General features: G+C 67.5%; 17 protein-coding genes. 2 read left to right on the forward strand and 15 right to left on the reverse strand.

Translation table 11 applies throughout. The features are described 5' to 3' along the window. Positions 1 to 14: 14 nt before the first annotated feature. The 7 genes from dagF to dagR form a co-directional block, all read right to left on the reverse strand. Entirely contained in the window at positions 15 to 764 is a 750-nt protein-coding gene (dagF, locus tag C556_RS0116340) for a 2-dehydro-3-deoxy-phosphogluconate aldolase (RefSeq protein WP_018749324.1), read from the reverse strand. Further along, positions 761 to 1,879 carry a D-glucosaminate-6-phosphate ammonia lyase gene (dgaE, locus tag C556_RS0116345; protein WP_018749325.1) on the reverse strand — a complete coding sequence of 373 codons (1,119 nt, stop codon included), beginning with the start codon at positions 1,877 to 1,879 and terminating at the stop codon, positions 761 to 763. The genes dagF and dgaE overlap by 4 nt, the downstream gene beginning before the upstream one ends. 8 nt (positions 1,880 to 1,887) lie before the next feature. After that, positions 1,888 to 2,745: a PTS system mannose/fructose/sorbose family transporter subunit IID gene (locus C556_RS0116350; protein WP_018749326.1), complete on the reverse strand. Its 858-nt coding sequence runs from the start codon at positions 2,743 to 2,745 to the stop codon at positions 1,888 to 1,890. A 2-nt stretch (positions 2,746 to 2,747) separates the two neighbouring features. Then, complete coding sequence (locus C556_RS0116355; RefSeq protein ID WP_018749327.1) at positions 2,748 to 3,494, reverse strand: PTS mannose/fructose/sorbose/N-acetylgalactosamine transporter subunit IIC; 747 nt, start codon at positions 3,492 to 3,494, stop codon at positions 2,748 to 2,750. Between the two features lie 21 nt (positions 3,495 to 3,515). Next, entirely contained in the window at positions 3,516 to 4,001 is a 486-nt protein-coding gene (locus tag C556_RS0116360) for a PTS sugar transporter subunit IIB (RefSeq protein WP_018749328.1), read from the reverse strand. Positions 4,002 to 4,028: 27 nt separating this feature from the next. Continuing rightward, positions 4,029 to 4,436, reverse strand: a complete 408-nt coding sequence (locus C556_RS0116365; RefSeq protein ID WP_018749329.1) for a PTS sugar transporter subunit IIA — start codon at positions 4,434 to 4,436, stop codon at positions 4,029 to 4,031. A 231-nt stretch (positions 4,437 to 4,667) separates the two neighbouring features. Then, entirely contained in the window at positions 4,668 to 7,484 is a 2,817-nt protein-coding gene (gene dagR / locus C556_RS0116370) for a transcriptional regulator DagR (protein WP_018749330.1), read from the reverse strand. A gap of 248 nt (positions 7,485 to 7,732) precedes the next feature. Here dagR and C556_RS0116375 point away from each other — a divergent pair, with 248 nt between their 5' ends. Further along, positions 7,733 to 9,253 carry a helicase HerA-like domain-containing protein gene (locus C556_RS0116375; RefSeq protein WP_018749331.1) on the forward strand — a complete coding sequence of 507 codons (1,521 nt, stop codon included), beginning with the start codon at positions 7,733 to 7,735 and terminating at the stop codon, positions 9,251 to 9,253. Positions 9,254 to 9,406: 153 nt separating this feature from the next. Here C556_RS0116375 and C556_RS0116380 read toward each other — a convergent pair whose 3' ends face one another. Together C556_RS0116380 and C556_RS20825 are read right to left on the reverse strand one after the other, a co-directional pair. Then, positions 9,407 to 10,093, reverse strand: a complete 687-nt coding sequence (locus tag C556_RS0116380; protein WP_157236229.1) for a substrate-binding periplasmic protein — start codon at positions 10,091 to 10,093, stop codon at positions 9,407 to 9,409. 165 nt (positions 10,094 to 10,258) lie between these two features. Then, positions 10,259 to 10,897 carry a phosphatase PAP2 family protein gene (locus C556_RS20825; RefSeq protein WP_018749333.1) on the reverse strand — a complete coding sequence of 213 codons (639 nt, stop codon included), beginning with the start codon at positions 10,895 to 10,897 and terminating at the stop codon, positions 10,259 to 10,261. Between the two features lie 247 nt (positions 10,898 to 11,144). On the opposite strand from C556_RS20825, the gene C556_RS20830 reads away from it, so the two are divergent. After that, positions 11,145 to 12,083, forward strand: a complete 939-nt coding sequence (locus C556_RS20830) for a DMT family transporter (RefSeq protein ID WP_018749334.1) — start codon at positions 11,145 to 11,147, stop codon at positions 12,081 to 12,083. 197 nt (positions 12,084 to 12,280) lie between these two features. On the opposite strand, the gene C556_RS0116395 is transcribed toward C556_RS20830, so the two are convergent. From C556_RS0116395 to C556_RS0116420, 6 genes are all read right to left on the reverse strand, one after another. Further along, entirely contained in the window at positions 12,281 to 12,853 is a 573-nt protein-coding gene (locus C556_RS0116395) for a flavin reductase family protein (RefSeq protein WP_040431369.1), read from the reverse strand. A gap of 267 nt (positions 12,854 to 13,120) precedes the next feature. Beyond that, positions 13,121 to 13,294, reverse strand: coding sequence for a cytochrome bd-I oxidase subunit CydX (gene cydX, locus C556_RS24295; protein WP_018749336.1), 174 nt, complete (start codon positions 13,292 to 13,294; stop codon positions 13,121 to 13,123). Between the two features lie 75 nt (positions 13,295 to 13,369). Beyond that, entirely contained in the window at positions 13,370 to 14,506 is a 1,137-nt protein-coding gene (cydB, locus tag C556_RS0116405) for a cytochrome d ubiquinol oxidase subunit II (RefSeq protein WP_018749337.1), read from the reverse strand. Between the two features lie 18 nt (positions 14,507 to 14,524). Then, positions 14,525 to 16,105, reverse strand: coding sequence for a cytochrome ubiquinol oxidase subunit I (locus tag C556_RS0116410; protein WP_018749338.1), 1,581 nt, complete (start codon positions 16,103 to 16,105; stop codon positions 14,525 to 14,527). Positions 16,106 to 16,185: 80 nt separating this feature from the next. After that, positions 16,186 to 16,416, reverse strand: coding sequence for a hypothetical protein (locus tag C556_RS0116415; protein ID WP_018749339.1), 231 nt, complete (start codon positions 16,414 to 16,416; stop codon positions 16,186 to 16,188). Positions 16,417 to 16,420: 4 nt separating this feature from the next. Beyond that, positions 16,421 to 16,978 carry a GbsR/MarR family transcriptional regulator gene (locus C556_RS0116420; protein ID WP_018749340.1) on the reverse strand — a complete coding sequence of 186 codons (558 nt, stop codon included), beginning with the start codon at positions 16,976 to 16,978 and terminating at the stop codon, positions 16,421 to 16,423. Positions 16,979 to 17,060: the final 82 nt, after the last annotated feature.

Here is a 17,060-nt window from a genome sequence, read left to right on the forward strand (position 1 = left end):
GGGGTTCAAATTTCCTACACCCGCTGCGCAATCATATGCAGCAGTGCCGCCACGTCCTCCGGCCGGGTGCGGCCGGTTTCCTTGTCGATGATCGAGCTGTACACGTGCGGCATCACCCTGGGCACGCCGGCGTCGAGGCATACCTGGAGGATGTCGCCGAAGTTGGCGAGGTCGATGCCGCCGGTAGGCTCGATCATCTCCAGCCCGTGACGGGCGCAGCTGCGGGCCAGCGCCTCCAGTTCGGCCAGCGAGCGCAGGCCGCCCATGGGGAAGAACTTGGCGGCGTGCGCGCCCAGGTCGCGGATCATCAGCACCGCGGTGTCGCTGTCGACCAGCGCCGGGGCCGGCGCCGTGCTGCCGGCGACGCCGGTGGAGACGATCACCTTGCCCGGTGTGCCGCTGGGGCGGATCAGCGCGTTGACGCGGGTGTTGACCACGCCGCGCGCCGCCAGCGCGCCGGCGGCGAAGCCGGCGCCGGTGAAGGTCTGGTTGACGTGGCCCGGCGCGGTGGCGGCGGCGATCATCGCCGCCTTGTAGTACTGCGCCGGATCGCCCGCGCCCAGCCCCACCGAGACGCACACTTCGGCCTGCCAGCGATGGGCCTCGGCGATGCCTTCCTCCACGCTGTCGAAGCGGTTCGACAGCAGCCCGACCGCGACATGCCCCTGCGCGGCGGCGTGGACCTCGACGGCGTTGTCCAGGTCGTGCGCCAGCACGTTGAGCGCCACGCGGTCGCGATGGAACGAGATGGTCTGCAACATCATTCGCCCTCCCTGACGCCCTGTTCCGCGAGTTGCCGCAGCCGCTCGACGATCAGGTCGAGATCGTCGCCCTGCAACGCGCGCGGGTCGATGCTGAACACGCCGGCGTTGAGGTAGTACTTGCGGGTGTAGATGGCCGGGCTGCCGCCGCGCAGCTGCGCCTCGACGGCCACGGCGTCCAGGCCCAGCACCTCGGGGTGGACCCGCACCCTGGCGCGGTAGATCTCGCGGCCGGCCTCGTCGTGCTCCAGTTCGGCCGACAGGCCGCGCAGGGTGTTGATGCGGTCGATCGCGGCCTGCAGCCGGGGGATGTCGGCGCGGCCGTCGTGGCGTTGCACGGCGTAGCGATCGAGCGCGGCCAACAGGCCGAGCATGTTCTCCTTGCCGATCTTCATCGCCCGGCCGATGCCGTGGTACTGCGCCTTGCACGCGGCGATCAACGGCGCGCGGCCGGTGATGAAGCCCGAGGTCGGCGCGTCGATCGCCTTGGCGCCGCTGTAGATCACCAGGTCGGCGCCGGCGGCGACGTACTTGCGCAGGTCCTCCTCGGCGGCGGCGTCGACGATCAGCGGCAACTGGTGCTCGCGGGCGATGCGGATCATCTCGGCCAGCGGCACCATGCCCTTCTGCACGGCGTGGTGCGATTTCACGTACAGCAGCGCGGCGGTGCGCTCGCCGATGGCCGCCTCGACCTGGAACGGCTCCGCTTCGTTGGCCTGGCCGGCCTCGACCGGCACGCCGCCGCCGAGGCGGATCATGGTGGTCACCGGCGCGCCGTAGTTGACGCTGTGGCCCTTGAGCAGCACCACTTCGTTGGCCAGGCCGCTGCTGTCGGGCAGGCGCTCGACCAGCCCCGGCGCGCCGCGCGAGATGACGGCGGCCACCGAGATGGCGATGCCGGCCGACGCGCTGCTGGTGACGCAGCTGTCCTCGGCGCCGGTGTGGGCCGAGACCAGCACGCCCACCCGGTCGATCAGCGCGTCGATCTCGACGTAGTTGGCCGCGGCCTCGGCGGCCTGTTCCATCACCGCGCGGTCCACCGCCGACACCCCGAGGATGGTCATCTTGCCGCAGGCGTTGATCACCCGCTTCAGGCCGATGCGTTGGTAGATGTTCATCGCGCGCCTCACAGGATGCCGGTGATCGAGCAGATCACGCTGAACGCCACCACCGACAGCAGGATCACCGTGTAGCGCGGGCCCTTCTTCAGCATGTACAGGTAGATGGCGAACACCGCGGCCAGCGGCAGCAATCCCGGCACGATGGAATCGAGCACCTGCTGCACCACCACTTCTGAGCCGTGCAGGAAGCTGAACTTCAGCGGCGTGGTCAGCTTGACGTAGCTGGCGGCGAGCGCGCCCATCATGATCAGGCCGAGCACGTTGGCGCCGTAGATCAGCTCTTTGATCCGGCCGCCTTGCAGCAAGGTGATGATCGATTCCTTGCCCAGCTGGTAGCCCTTGTGACACAGCGCGTAGCTGATGGCGATGGTGATGCCGGTGTACAGCACCAGCGGCGCGATCCCGCCCAGGGCGCTGCCCTTGGCGGCGAACGGGATGAACAGCGCGATCAGGAGCGGCATCAGCGCCGCCCAGATGATCGAATCGCCGACGCCGGCCAGCGCGCCCATCAGCCCGGTCTTGATGCCGATGATCGACGATTCGGAGATCGGCTCGCCGCGCGTCTTCTGTTCCTCCATGGCGATGGCCACGCCCTGGATGACGCCGCCCATCACGCCTTCGGTATTGAAGAAGTTGAGGTGGCGCTTGAGCGCTTCGGCCTGCTCTGCCTTGTTGGGGTAGAGCTTTTTCAGCACCGGCGTCATCGAGGCGCAGAACACCAGGCTTTGCAGGCGCTCGTAGGAGTTGGACACCTCGGCGCCCAGGTAGTAGATCATCCAGGCGCGGGTGATGTCCGACTTCGCCAGCAGCGGACCGTGTTGCGCCTCGGGCACGGCTTGAGCGGGGGTAACGGTGGTGTTCATGGTCATGCCTCCTCGGATTTGCCAAAGCCACGGATCAGGAAGGCGATGCAGGTGCCGAAGATGGCCACCGCCATGATGTCGACCTTCAGGTAGAGCACGGCGAAGAAGCCGGCGACGAAGTAAGGGATCAGCGTCTTCTTGCCGATCACCATGATGGTGATGGCGAAGCCCAGCGCCGGCAGGATGCCGCCCATGATCTCGAACGAGTGGGTCAGCCAGCGCGGCATGAAGGCCAGGAACTGCTCGACCACCGACTGCCCGAAGTAGTTGGCCGCGAACACCACCGGAAAGCGGATCACGAAGCCCATCAGCGCCGGCCACAGGAAGGCGCAGCGCAGGATGCCGGCGGTGTCGCAGCGTTCGGCGTGCTTGTCCGCCATATGCACCCAGGCAGCGTTGATGGTGCGGCGCAACTGGTCGACGAACACGCCGATCACACCGAACGGAATCGCCAGCGCGATCGCCAGGTTGGCGTCCATGCCGGTCTTCACCGCGATCGGCAGCGCGATGCAGGCCGCCAGCGCCGGGTCGGACGGCACGTTGCCGCCGGGGGTGGAGGTCACGCCCAGGTACACCAGCTGGATGCCGGCGCCGACGATCATCGCCGCCTCCATCTGGCCGGTGATCAGGCCGACGAACACGGCGATCACCACCGGCTGCAACAACATGCCGGAGAAGGTGTAACCCAGCCGCAGCCGGGCGAACCAGTAATACAGACCCATCAGGGTCGCAATCGTCAGGGTACTCATGGCAGTTCCTTGAAGAGCGGGTTACAGGCGTTTGAGGATGTCTTCGAGTTTTTGCGGCTTGTCCTCCGGGATGGTCTGGAAGCAGACCGCCACCTGGCGTGCCTGGAGGTCGCGCAGCACGGCCTCGTCGGCGTCGTCGAGGGTGATGTTCTGGAACACCACCTTGCGCCCCGGGCCGCCGCCCAGACCGCCGACCTGGATCTGCGCCACGTCGAAGCCGTCGATCACCGCCTGGCGCACCGACGCCAGGTTGGGAAACAGCACCAGCACGTTGCCGTCGCCCAGGCGGTTGTCGCGCCAGGCCGCGCAGAAGCCGGCGACGCCGTAGCAATCGACCTTGATGTTGGGCGGCGCGGCCATCATGAAGATGTTCTTCATGAAGGGATCGGCGTCGAGGTCGTCGCTGACCACGGCGATGCGGTTGGCCTGCGACTGGCCGACCCACTTGGTGACGACCTGCCCGTGGATCAGGCGGCTGTCGATGCGGCAGAGGACGATGTTGGCCATCTGGTTTTCTCCCTGTTGAAGTGCGGCTCAGCGCTGTTGCAGGCTCTTGACCACGTTGCGGAAGCTGTTGCGGCCGATCTCGACCAGCTCGTCGACCTGGTCGGCCAAGCGGCCGGCGTCGCGCAGGTCGAGCGCGGCCAGCAGCAGGGTGGCGTTGAGGCCGGTGATCACGCCGATGTCGAAATCGGCGGACAGGCGCGCGGCGACGTTGGAGGTGGAGCCGCCGGTGAAGTCGGCGACGATCAGCGAGCCCGGCGGCATCGCGGCGACGCGCGAGCGCACCTTGTCCTGGAACTCGCTCATGGTGTCGACCGGCATCAGCGCCAGGTCGGAGACGCCGGGCAGTTCGCCCGCGACCATCTTCAGGCTGTCGATCAGTTGGGCGCCCCACCCGCCGTGGGTGAGCGTGAGGATCTGGGATGCGGGTTCGCTCATTGTTTGTCTCCTGTTGGTGCGTGGCGCGGCATGGCCGGCCGTTGCCTCATCCAGGGCAAGTTGCATGCCAGGCAGTGTCACGCCCGGCATCAGGCAAACAAATCAACGAAGAATCATGGGGTTGCAAAACCAATCGCGGCGCATCGCGGCCAGCGCGCGCCGCCCGCGCCGGGCGGCGTGACAGATCGCCCGCGCTGGCGGCGGGGCCCGCGCGGCTTGTGTCACGCGACGCTACTTGAACAGCAGCTCGTAGATGTAGAAGTGCTCGGTGGCCGAAAGGCGGATGTTGTAGGCGGCCTCGATCGGCGCGAAGGCGGCCTTGATGGCGGCGAATGCCGTCTCGTTGACGATGGCCTGCGGCGGCAGCGTCATCTGTAGCGGTTTGCGGTCGATGACGATGCGCTCGACCATGCAGCAGCAGTGGATCATGAAGCGCAGTGTCACGTTGCGCGACGGTTTGAGGTCCAGCTCGTCGCAGATGCGGTGGAACACGCCCTCGATGCCTTGCAGCACGCGATGCGGGTTCAGCACCGAAATTTGGTTGATGATGCTTTCGATGGTCACGGTGGAGATGAACTTCATCGACACCTTTTCCAGCATCAGTTCGCGCTCGTCCGCGGCCATGCCCACCGCCAGCATGTCCATCACCAGCTCGGCGCCGTGCTCGGAGAACAGTTCCTCCAGCGATACGAACGGCACGTCCGGCAGCTTGGGCAGGAACGAGCCGACGATGCCGGCCAGCCGCTCGTTCTCGCCGATATGCCCGCTCAGGCGCTCCAGCTGCTCGATCTCGGCGTAGTCCAGCGTCAGCAGTCGCACCCGGTCGGTGAGCAGGTCGTCGAACACGTCCTCGATCATCTTGCGGATCTTGACCGAGGTGCCCAGGCCGGTGACGCACGACAGCACGATCACCCGCACCTCGTCGCCGCCCGCCGCGTCGTACAGCTCGTACTCGACGCCGTGCGTCGCCAGCAGCTCGCCCAGCGCCTTGAGGTCGGTGGTCTCGTAGGAAAGATCCATGGTCGCCTCGAGCAGGCCCATCATCGTCACCTGGCGGATCAGTAGCGTTTCGATCTTGAACATCTTGCGCACCACCGCGCCGAAGTGCACCAGCGAACCGAGATCCACCGCCAGGATCAGCTTCTTGTACTGGTAGCGCGTCACTTCCTTGAGGAACAGCGCCAGGGTGTCGTGCACCGACTGCTCGAACGGCATATTGATGCCGAGCACCAGCTCGCGCCCGATCAGCCGGTTCACGTAGTCGGCCATGCTGCTGGCGGTGGTGTCGCCGTGCGAGATCAGGATCACCCCGCAATCCTGCTGCAAACGGAAGGCGTGGCGCTGCGACTTCAGCTCGGCCAGCAGCAGGCACATGAAGATCGACTCGGCCGGCGGGCAGGCGATGAGGAAGGTCTCCTCGATCTTGCGGCACACCAGCCGCGCGTTGTCGTATTCGACCTTGGCGGCGTCCGGGATCAGGTTGGCCGAATACAGCGCCGGGATGCGCCCCTTCCGCACGTACACCAGCAGCGTGATCAGGTGGTTGCGCAGGTGGCCGGCGACGGTATCGCTCATCTTGTAGCCGGCCAGACCCTCGATGAAACCGGTCAGCAGCTTGATCTTCTGCTCGATCTGCAAGCCGTGCACGCCATCGAGCGTCGGCAGCGGCGCCACCGGCGCGTGATGGATCTTGTGGTCGAAGATGGTTTGCAGCTTTTTGCGCAGGATCAGGCTGATCTCGTTGGCGGGAATGTTGCTGCGTTGCAGCCGGGTGTATTCCTCCGCCAGATAGGCATAGAACAGGTCGGCGTCGGGACGCTCCAGCGGCAGCAGCGCGATGCGCTCCAGCTTCTGCACGTCGCCCGGCGACACCGACAGGTAGTCGCCGCCGACCAGTTCGTCGAGGATCAGCTTGGTGCGGATGTCGTAGGGCGCGGCGCGGCCGTCCAGGTGCGCCTCGTCCACCGTCAGCGTCGCGCCGCGCCTGCCGAACTGCCCGGCATAGGCGCGCGCGCAGATGAACTGGATGTCGCTCTTCAGCTCGCCGATGTTGGCCTCGTACTCGCGGCACAGCAGTTGCCCCAGCAGCGGCTTGGCCAGGCGCAGCGCCAGCCCGGTGCGACGGCTTTCGGCGTGGAAGAAATGCACGATCATCTCCAGCCGCTCGTCGAACGAGCGCGCGGCCAGCGCCGGCAGCTCGATCACCACCTGGATGCGCCGCAGGAAGGTGCGCAGCAGCGTCGACTTGATGTTCTCGGTGGTGGCGCAGATCAGACGGATGTTGCTGCGGATCTCCTTGTCGCTGGCGCCGAGCCGGCGGTACACCCCTTTGTCCAGGATGGAGAACAGCTTTTCCTGGCCTTCGAACGGCAGCCGGTGCACTTCGTCCAGGAACAGATAGCCGCCCTCGGCCTGGGCCACCAGGCCCTCCTTGGCCGCGGCGGCGCCGGTGAACGCGCCCTGCTGGTGACCGAACAGGTGCGAAGTCAGCAGCTCGGGGTTGTTGAAGTACTCGGCGCAGTTGAAATAGACGAAGGGCGTGTGACTGCCGCGGGCATGCTCGCCGAAGCGGTGCATCAGCTCGGCGAAGTAGGTCTTGCCGACGCCGGACGGCCCGGTGAGCATCACGTTCAACCCGTTGGGCGGGTACAACACCGCCGCCCGCCCCTTCTCCACCGCCGGCTTGAGGCTGCGGTCGTGGCCGATCAGCGCGGTGAACGGATCGTCGCCTACCGGCACGTCGGCGGTGGCGGGCAGCAGCTCGGCCAGCTCGCGCACCTCGTTGAGGCCGGATGTCAGTTCGACACCCAGCAGCTCGGCCACCGCGCCGCGATCCAGGAACAGCACCGGCCGGCGCTTGATCTTGATGACGCGCCCTTCGAGACACAGCGCGGTGAGATCCTGGCTGACCGAGTTGCGCGCCACGCCCAGGTTGTAGCCGACCGTCCCGGCGTCGATGCCCTCGCCGGCCAGCAGCGCCGGCGCCCCGAGCTGCCGCGTCAGCCGCTCCAGCTCCTGGTGGATGATGTCCTTCCTGCGTGCGACCATGGCTTATTCCATCCCTGCTACGCCGATGATGCCCAACCCCGGCGTCGCCCGTCCCGCCGCCGCGATACCGGCTTGATCCAGGCAAATGTTCTACGTATCACGTAAGGCGGCGCGCGCACCATGAGGGGTGTTCCCGACGTGCGCGGCACGCGAGCGCCGGCCCCGGGGCGCCAGCCGTGGGCACGCCCTCTTCCCCGATCGCCGCTTCCCCACCACAATCGACGACATTCCCGCCCTTGGAGCCCATCATGTCCGACCCGTTGCCGATCGCCCGCAATCAAGAACACGAACTCGTCCTGCTGCCCGCGCTGGCCAATCGGCACGGCCTGATCGCCGGCGCCACCGGCACCGGCAAGACGGTGACCCTGCAACGCATGGCCGAGGCGTTCTCGCAGATCGGCGTGCCGGTGTTCCTGGCCGATGTGAAGGGCGACCTGTCCGGCGTCGCCGCCGCCGGGCTGGAGACGCCCAAGCTCAAGGCGCGGCTGGACGCGCTGGGCATCACCCTGAACTACGCCGCCTGCCCCACCGTGTTCTGGGACGTGTTCGGCGAAGCCGGCCACCCGGTGCGCGCCACCGTGTCCGACATGGGACCGTTGTTGATCGCGCGCCTGCTGGGGCTGAACGACACCCAGGAGGGCGTGCTCAACCTGGTGTTCAGGATCGCCGACGACCGCGGCCTGCTGCTGCTCGACCTGAAGGACCTGCGGGCGATGGTCCAGCACGTGGGCGAGCACGCCAAGGAATTCACCACCGAGTACGGCAACGTGTCGGCGGCGTCGATCGGCGCCATCCAGCGCGCGCTGCTGGCGCTGGAATCGGACGGCGCCGACCGCTTCTTCGGCGAGCCGATGCTGGACATCGCCGACCTGATGCAGACCGCCAACGGCCAGGGCGTGATCAACGTGTTGGCCGCCGATAAGCTCTACCAGCGCCCCAAGCTCTACGCCACCTTCCTGCTGTGGCTGCTGTCCGAACTGTTCGAGCAGTTGCCCGAAGTGGGCGACCTGGACCAGCCCAAGCTGGTGTTCTTCTTCGACGAGGCGCACCTGTTGTTCGCCGACGCGCCCAAGGCGCTGGTGGACAAGGTGGAACAGGTGGTGCGGCTGATCCGCTCCAAGGGCGTGGGGGTGTACTTCGTCACCCAGAACCCGCTCGACGTGCCCGACAGCGTGCTCGGCCAGCTGGGCAACCGCGTGCAGCACGCGCTGCGTGCGTTCACTCCGCGCGACCAGAAGGCGGTGAAGGTGGCCGCCGAGACGCTGCGCGCCAATCCCAAGCTCAATACCGAGGCCGCGATCACCGAGCTGGGCGTGGGCGAGGCGCTGGTGTCGCTGCTGGACGCCAAGGGCACGCCCGGCGTGGTCGAGCGCGCCTTCGTCACCGCGCCCGGCTGCCGCATCGGCCCGCTGAGCCCGGCCGAGCGCGAAGCGGTGATCAAGGCATCGGTGCTGTATGGCCACTACGAAGCCGCGATCGACCGCGAATCGGCCTACGAGATGCTGCGCGGCGGCGGCGACAGCGGCGGCAAACCCGCCGCGCCGGCCGCGGGCGGAAAAGCGGCGCCGGCCGAGGCCGACAGCGGCGGTGGCTTGTTCGGCGCGTTGGGCGACATGTTGTTCGGCCGCACCGGCCCGCGCGGCGGCAAGACCGACGGCCTGGTGCAATCGGCCGCCAAGAGCATGGCGCGCCAGGTGGGCAACGAGCTGGGTCGGCAGATCCTGCGCGGCGTGCTGGGGTCGATCTCCGGCGGACGCAGCCGGCGTTGATCCAAATCGACCTTCAAACGTGGGGGCGAAGGACGAAGGCCGGGAGGCAGGGCAAGGCGTGCCGAGTGAAGTGGGGCGATCCCCACGAACGAGGCGCAACGCAGCCATGCGCCCGGCATTCGTCCTTCATGCGGGTGCGAAGGTCGGTTCGCCCTATCGGGCCGGCGGCGCGCTGGCGTCGGGCGACGGCGGATCGTCTGGGAAGTAATCGCGGATCACCTCGGCGATCCGCCCTTCGGCCTGCAACGCGCGTAGCGCGCGGTTGATGGCATCGCGCTGCTCGGTTTCACCCCGGGGTAGCAGGAAGCCCACCGGCGTGCCGGGGTCGCCCAGGTCCAGCTTGCGGACGGCGATGCCGTAGCGCCTGGCGAGAAACCGCCCCACGTAGTCCGGCGCGATCACCGCATCCACCTTGCGCTGTTTCAGCAGGTCGAAGCCTTCGTCCTGCCCCAGGCCCCGCCGCAGGCGGATGCGCGCCAGCTGCTCGCCCAGCGCGCGCTCGACAAAGGAATCGGCGTCGCCGACCAGGATGCGGCCGTAGAGATCGCGCTCGCGGCGGATCGGGCCATCGGCGCGCACGAAGATCATGCTGCGCCGCCAGAAATAGGCCTGGGTACCCAGCACGCGCCGCAGCCGGCTGGGGGTCAGCTCGCCGCCGCACAGGCCGTTGGTGACGCCCAGGCCGAAATACAGCGCGCTGTACAGGTCCTCGAAATTGCCCATGCGCAGCACCAGCGGCTGCCCCATCCGGGCGAACACCAGGCGTGCGACGTCCGCGTCCAGTCCCGCCACCTGACCATCCGCGCCGCGGTACTGATAAGGCGGGAAACTATCGCTCAACCCGCAGATGAACACCTTTTGCTGGGCGAGCGCGGGCCATGCCCACCACAACAGGCAACACAGCAAGCAATAGCGCACGATTTTCATTGCTTCCCCCGAAGCCGTGCATGGCGCCTGGCCCATCCCCCAAGGCGACGCCACCTTCAGGTTTCATGATATTCGCCTTCAGTGCTGCCCAGGGGTTGGTCTCGGGTGGGGCGCGCGCCAAATCGTATGGCGGTCGTAGGGGGCCGTCCGTCCGGACAGGACCAGAGCCAGCTTGACCAGCATCCGGTGCGGCTGCGCCAGCGTGGCCGGCGGCACCGCAACCCAGCGCGAAGCCAGCGCCACGGCCAGGATCGCCGCCCAGCGCCAGCCCACGGACGACTGCGGCAGCGGCTGCCGCAGCACCCACGCGGCGACCGCGCCGCCCACCAGCCAGCCCGCCGCCACCTCGGACGGCGAGTGCACCGCCAGCCCCAGGCGCGATACGCCGATCAGCAGCGCCGCCACTCCCCCCAGGGTCATGCCGAGCCGGCGCCGGGCCGGTGATGCCAGCAGCGCGCCGGCCACCGGCCACACCGCCGCGGCGTACATGGCATGGCCGCTGATCCCGGTGAAATCGAGCGCGCGGATGCCGATCCCCCAGCCGAGGAACAACAGCTTGGACAGCGTGGTCAGGCCGATGGCCACCGCCAGCGCCGCCAACCAGCGCAGCGCGCCGCGCGCGTCGCCCGCGACCATGAACATCAACGCCAGCAACAAGGCCAGCGGCAATACCAGCCAGGTATGACCCAGCCAGGACACGACAATCCAGAACGACATTCACCCTCCCAGGGTTTGATATGGTGTGGCGTCAGCGGCCAGCCCCGCGGCAGGCCGGCGGCACGGCGATGGACCGGCCGCCCCCGCCGAGGTTTCCGCCAGCGCTCGTCAGCCGGGAAATCCCCTACCGTGGCACAGGCGCCGGGCACGCGACAATAACGGGCTTGGGCGGCATCGTGCCGCGCGCCATGGCCGACCACCGGCGCCGACCATCGGCGCAGGCCGCCACAACAGGAGACGCATCACCATGTGGAGTGGCATCGCGGCCGGGCTGGCCGCCGGGGCCTTGTGGGGTTTCGCCTTCGTGGCGCCGGCCGCCCTGACGCACCAGTCGCCGCTGGCGGTGGCCATGGGACGCTACCTGGTCTACGCGGTGCTGTGCGCGGTATTGCTGATGCACCAGCATCGCCGCGTGCGGGCGCTGCCGCCGCGGCTGCTGTACGCGGCCTTCGGCCTGGGGCTGCTGGGCAACGCTTTCTACTATTCCATCCTGACGCTGGCGGTGCGCCACGCCAACAGCGCGGTGGTCAGCCTGATCATCGGCACCATCCCGCTGTGGCTGGCCGCCATCGATCTCACCCACACCCGCCGCAGTGCCGCGGCGCGCCGTCGGCTGGCGTTCGCCCTGGCGTTGCCGCTGGCGTGCGTGCTGGCCGGGCTGGTGCTGATCAACCACGCCGGCCTCGCCAGTCTGGGCGGTGCCGATGCGCGCCGCTTCGGCGTGGGCGTGGCGCTGGCGGTCATCGCCACCGCCTGCTGGACCGCTTTCGCGGTGCTCAACGCGCGAGTGCTGCGTCGCAGCGGCGTGGACAACGGCACCTGGACCAGCCTGCTCGGGCTGGGCACGGCGCTGGGTTTCGTGCCGCTGCTGCCGCTGGCCGGATTGGCCGGTGGCGCGCGGTTCACGCTGGACGGCGCGCTGATCGGCTGGTCGCTGCTGTTGGGCGTGGGCGCCTCGTGGGTGGCGACCTGGCTGTGGAACGTGGCGAGCCAGCGGTTGCCGGTCGGCTTGGTGGGGCAGTTGATCGTGTCGGAAACGGTGTTCGCGCTGCTGTATGGCTTCGTGCTGGCGCGGCGTGCGCCCAGCGGCGCCGAACTGGCGGCCATCGCCCTGTTCGTGGCCGGGGTGATGCTGGCGATCCACGCCTTCCAGCGCGCTCATGCCCATACCGAGCCGGTGCACTGAGAGCGGTGAACAAAACCCGCCTGGCTGCGTCGCGCGCGGACGCCGAGCAGAATTTGCCGTCCTACTGTGTGCGACCGGAGGAAGTCTGATTTGCCGCCTTTCAGGACGTTTCGCGCTTCTTGCCAGGGTCGTTGCGCGGCGCGCTCGCGCCCGACAAAAAGGCGGGCCGAAGCCCGCCTTGGCATGCGCCACGCCGCTCAATCGATGGCGTCGCTCACCTTGAACGATTCGCCGGTGGCGAAGAAGTCGCCACCCGCCACGTAGTGCATCGTGCGCAGCGCACCGTCCTCGAAACGCCAGCGGCCGTTGGCGAACACGCGCGGATCGGCCCAGGCGGCGATCACCTCGGCCAGGAACAGATCGTAGCGCTGCTGGTTGTGCGGCTCGGGCAATACGCGGCACTCCAGCCACGCCACGCAGCCTTCGAGCAGCGGCGCCGCCACCTGCTCGCCCTGGAAAGTGCGCAGGCCCAGTTCGCTGAACTTGTCGCCTTCCTCGCCGGACCGCGAACCGACCGCCAGGGTGGCTTCGGCCAGGCCGCGCGCCGGGATGTTCAGCACGAATTCGCCGGAGCCTTCCACCAGCTTGCGGGTCAGGGTGCGCGAGTCGATCACCACCGCCACCTTGGGCGGGGTGAAATCCAGCGGCATGGCCCACGAGGCGGCCATGACATTGCGGGCGCCGCCATGCGCGCTGCTGACCAATGTCACCGGACCATGATTGAGCAAGGTGGTTGCTTTGCTCAGGGGGACAGGGGCATACGGCTGCATGATGGGCTCCTCTGAAAAGAAATAATTGATTTGTTATTTAATGTAACTCAGCCCCCCGGCAGGGCCTAGGCAAATGGCATTGGATGGACCATCGGCGCATCCCACCCGGCTGTCCGGCCACCCAACCCAACGACATAACGCGAAGCCGCGCCTTGCTTTGCCGCGCAAATCTGCTGCGGCGCAACAATCGGCGCGGCTTCGCTCGAAAGGCCCGAGGGGTGGCCGTACGCTTGCACTGACAACCAGCGGTACAAGCGTGAGTAACGGCTATTGTCCGGCGCGGCGCTTGCTCCGTCGCTTGGCGCGGTAGCGCTCGAAACGCTCCTGGGTTTCGTCGGCGGTGCGCACGCCGAAGGCGTAATGGCTCTCCAGCCACAGCACGTTGATGATGCCGAAGGCCAGCGCCAGGCCGATGCCCAGGATCCAGGTGAAGTACCACATCGTCGAATCTCCTATTGCCGCCCACCTGGGCGGCGTCGCATTCAGGTGTCGCGGCCGCGCGGGCGGCCGGCGCGCTCAATAGCTGGTATGCGTCTCGCGGCGGATCTGCTCCACCGTCACGGTGCCGCGCATCACGCGGTAGACCCAGCTGGTGTAGAGCGCGATCACCGGGATGAAGATCGCCACCACGCCCAGCATCAGGCCGAGGGTGCGATGGCTGGAGACGGCATCCCAGGCGGTCAGGCTGGCCACGGCGTCGATGCTCGACGGCAGCACGAAGGGGAACAGCGCGGCCCCGGCGCTGACGATGATGCCGATCACCGCCAGCGACGAGCCGGCCAGCCCCAGCCAGCGCCAGCGCAATGCGGCGGCCACGCTGGTCAGCACCGCGCCCCCCAGGCCCACCGCCGGCAGCAGCCACAGTCGCGGCCACGCGTGGTAGTTGGCGAACCACAGGCCGACGTCGCGCGCCACCTGCTTCTGCGTGGGGGTCAGCACCCCGTTCACGTCGCCGATGGCGACCACCTGGTAGCCCGGCAGCCGGGCCAGCCAGAAGCCCAGCACCGCGAACAGCGCGGCGGTGACCAGCCCGGCGACCAGGGTGGCGCGGCGCGCGCGCTCGGCCACCGCGGCGTCGGTGCGCAGGTACAGGTAGGCGCCGCCGTGCAAGGTGAGCATCGCCACCGCCAGCAGGCCGGTGCCGATGGTGAAGCCGCTGAACAGGTCGAGGAAGCCGCCGTGGTAGGTCACGCGCAGGGTGTCGTCGTAGGCGAAAGGCAGGCCCAGGAACAGGTTGCCGATGGCCACGCCGAACACCAGCGCGGGGAACACGCCGCCGACGAACAGGCCCCAGTCCCAGCCGTTACGCCAGCGCGGGTCGTCCAGCTTGCTGCGGTAGTCGAAGCCCACCGGGCGCAGGAACAGCGCGAACAGGGTGAAGATCAGCGCCACGTACAGCACCGAGAACGCCGCCGCGTAGACCAGCGGCCAGGCGGCGAACAGCGCGGCGCCGAAGGTGATCAGCCAGGTCTGGTTGCCCTCCCAGGTGGGGCCGATGGCGTTGATCGCCACGCGCCGCTCCTCGTCGTTGTGCCCCACCCAGGGCAGCAGTGTGGCCACGCCCAGGTCCCAGCCGCCGGTGAGCGCGAAGCCCAGCATCAGCAGCACCATCAGGCCCCACCAGATCAGTTTGAGTGTTTCGTAGTCGATCATTGCGTTCCCCTTGCCCGATCAGGATGCGTTGGCGGAATGGGCCGGCGTGCCGGTCTCGCGGAAATACCGTCCGGTATGCAGGCTGGACGGGCCCAGCCGGATGTACTTGAGCATCAGGTACATCTCGATGGCGAACAGCAGCACGTAGATGGTCATCAGGCCGATCAGGCTGAACCACACCTGTCCCGGCTCGATCGACGACGCCGACAGGAAGGTGGGCAGCACGCCGGAGATGCTCCACGGCTGCCGGCCGTACTCGGCGACGAACCAGCCGGTCATGATCGCCACCCACGGCAGCGGGATGGAGATCACCGCCAGCCGCAGCAGCCAGCGCTGCGGCGCCAGGTTGCGACGCGCCAGGAACCAGAACGAGGCGCCGAAGATGAACAGGAACAACAGCCCCAGGCCCACCATCACGCGGAAGCTCCAGAACAGCGGCGCCACGCGCGGGATGGTGTCCTGCGCGGCGGCGGCGATCTGCGCCGGCGTGGCGTCGACCACGTTGGGGGTGTACTTCTTCAACAGCAGGCCGAAGCCGAGGTCGGCCTGGTGGCGCTCGAACTGGCGCTTCACGTCCTCGCTGCCGTCGCCGGCGCGCAGCTTGACCAGTGCCTCGTAGGCCAGCATGCCGTTGCGGATGCGTGCCTCGTGCTCGCGCACCAGGTCCTTGATGCCGGTGATCTGCTTGTCGGTGGAGCGGGTGGCGATCAGGCCCAGTGCGTAGGGAATGCGCACGGCGTAGTCGGTGCGCTGCTCCGCCTGGTTGGGCAGGCCGAACACGGTGATCGCCGCCGGGGCGGGATGGGTGTCCCACTCGGCCTCGATGGCGGCTAGCTTCACCTTCTGCACTTCGCCGGTGGCGTAGCCCGATTCGTCACCGAGCACGATCACCGAACAGACCGACGCCAGGCCAAAGCCCGCCGCCACCGCGAACGAGCGGATGGCGAAGCCGGTATCGCGGGCCCGCAGCAGGTACCACGCCGACACGCCGAGCACGAACATGGCGGCGGCCACGTAACCGGCGGCCAGGGTGTGGACGAACTTCACCTGCGCCACCGGGTTGAAGATCACGTCGGTGATGCTGGTCAGCTCCATGCGCATGGTCTGGTAGTTGAACTCGGCGCCCACCGGGTTCTGCATCCAGCCGTTGGCGATCAGGATCCACAGCGCCGACAGGTTGGAACCGAGCGCCACCAGGAAGGTGACCACCAGGTGCTGCACCTTGGACAGGCGGTTCCAGCCGAAGAAGAACAGGCCGACGAAAGTGGATTCGAGGAAGAATGCCATCATCCCTTCGATGGCCAGCGGCGTGCCGAAGATGTCGCCGACGTAGTGCGCGTAATAGGCCCAGTTGGTGCCGAACTGGAACTCCAGCGTCATGCCGGTGGTGACGCCCATCGCGAAGTTGATGCCGAAGAGCTTGCCCCAGAAGCGGGTCATGTCCTTGTAGACCTGCTGCCCGGTCATCACGTAGACCGATTCGCAGATCACCAGGATCCAGGACAGCCCCAGGGTGAGAGGCACGAAAAGAAAGTGGAACATCGCGGTCAGGCCGAATTGCAGGCGTGACAGCTCCACCACGTCGGCGACGGGTAACATGGCTGGTCTCCATGGGTGCCTTCGCCCGGCGCCGGATCGGCGACGCCGGGGGTGAAAGGCGGTTGTTGGGGCGAAACGACTCAGACGCGGGGGGCGTCCGATGGTCGCTTCGTCTCGGGGGTTATCGGGTCGCCAGGGCCGATCAGGCGCTGGTCGATGGCGTCCTGCGGCACGGTCATCTGGTAGGTGCGCGTCAGCGGCTGCGAGAACCACAACTGCTTGGCGCCCCACAGCAGCAGCGCCTTGAGCGCCAGGATCAGGGTGATCTCGGCCCAGAGGGGCAGGCCGGTCTTCAGGATGCCGGGGCGCATGCGATCAATCCTTGCCGCGCAGCTTGTCGGTAAAGCCCAGCACCTTCTGCACCTTGGCGCCGAGCCGCATCAGGCCCTCCAGCGTCTCGGGCGACAGGCGCTGCACCTCGTCGAACCAGACGGTGGCCATCTCGATCAGCTCGTGCATCTCGCGCATGCGGGCCTGGGCATGGCGCTCGTTGTCGGTCTGGGGGATTTCCAGCAGCGCATCGCGCAGCATCGACAGCGTGGGCTCGATTTCGCGTTTGCGCTTTTCCTCGGCCAGGGTGCGGAAGATCTCCCAGATGTCCTTGGGCGCCTCGAAGTATTCGCGGCGGTCGCCCGGCCGATGCAGCAGCCGGGCCAGGCGCCAGGACATCAGTTCCTTCATGCCCATGCTGACGTTGGAACGCGAAAAACCCAGCGTCTCGGCAATCTCGTCGGCATTCAGCGGTTCGGGGGCGATGAACAGCAGCGCGTAGATCTGGCCCACGGTGCGGTTGACGCCCCAGCGGCTGCCCATTTCCCCGAAATGCAGCACGAAACGTTCGGTCAGCGGCGTGAGTTCCATCTTGTCGTTCATGAAGTTTCAAAAATTTCTGAAACTATAGAACGATACTTGATATAGCTCAATACCAAATCAAAATTTCATATAGTGGGAATGG

It is taken from the genome of Chitiniphilus shinanonensis DSM 23277, assembly GCF_000374805.1.
GTDB lineage: Bacteria > Pseudomonadota > Gammaproteobacteria > Burkholderiales > Chitinibacteraceae > Chitiniphilus > Chitiniphilus shinanonensis.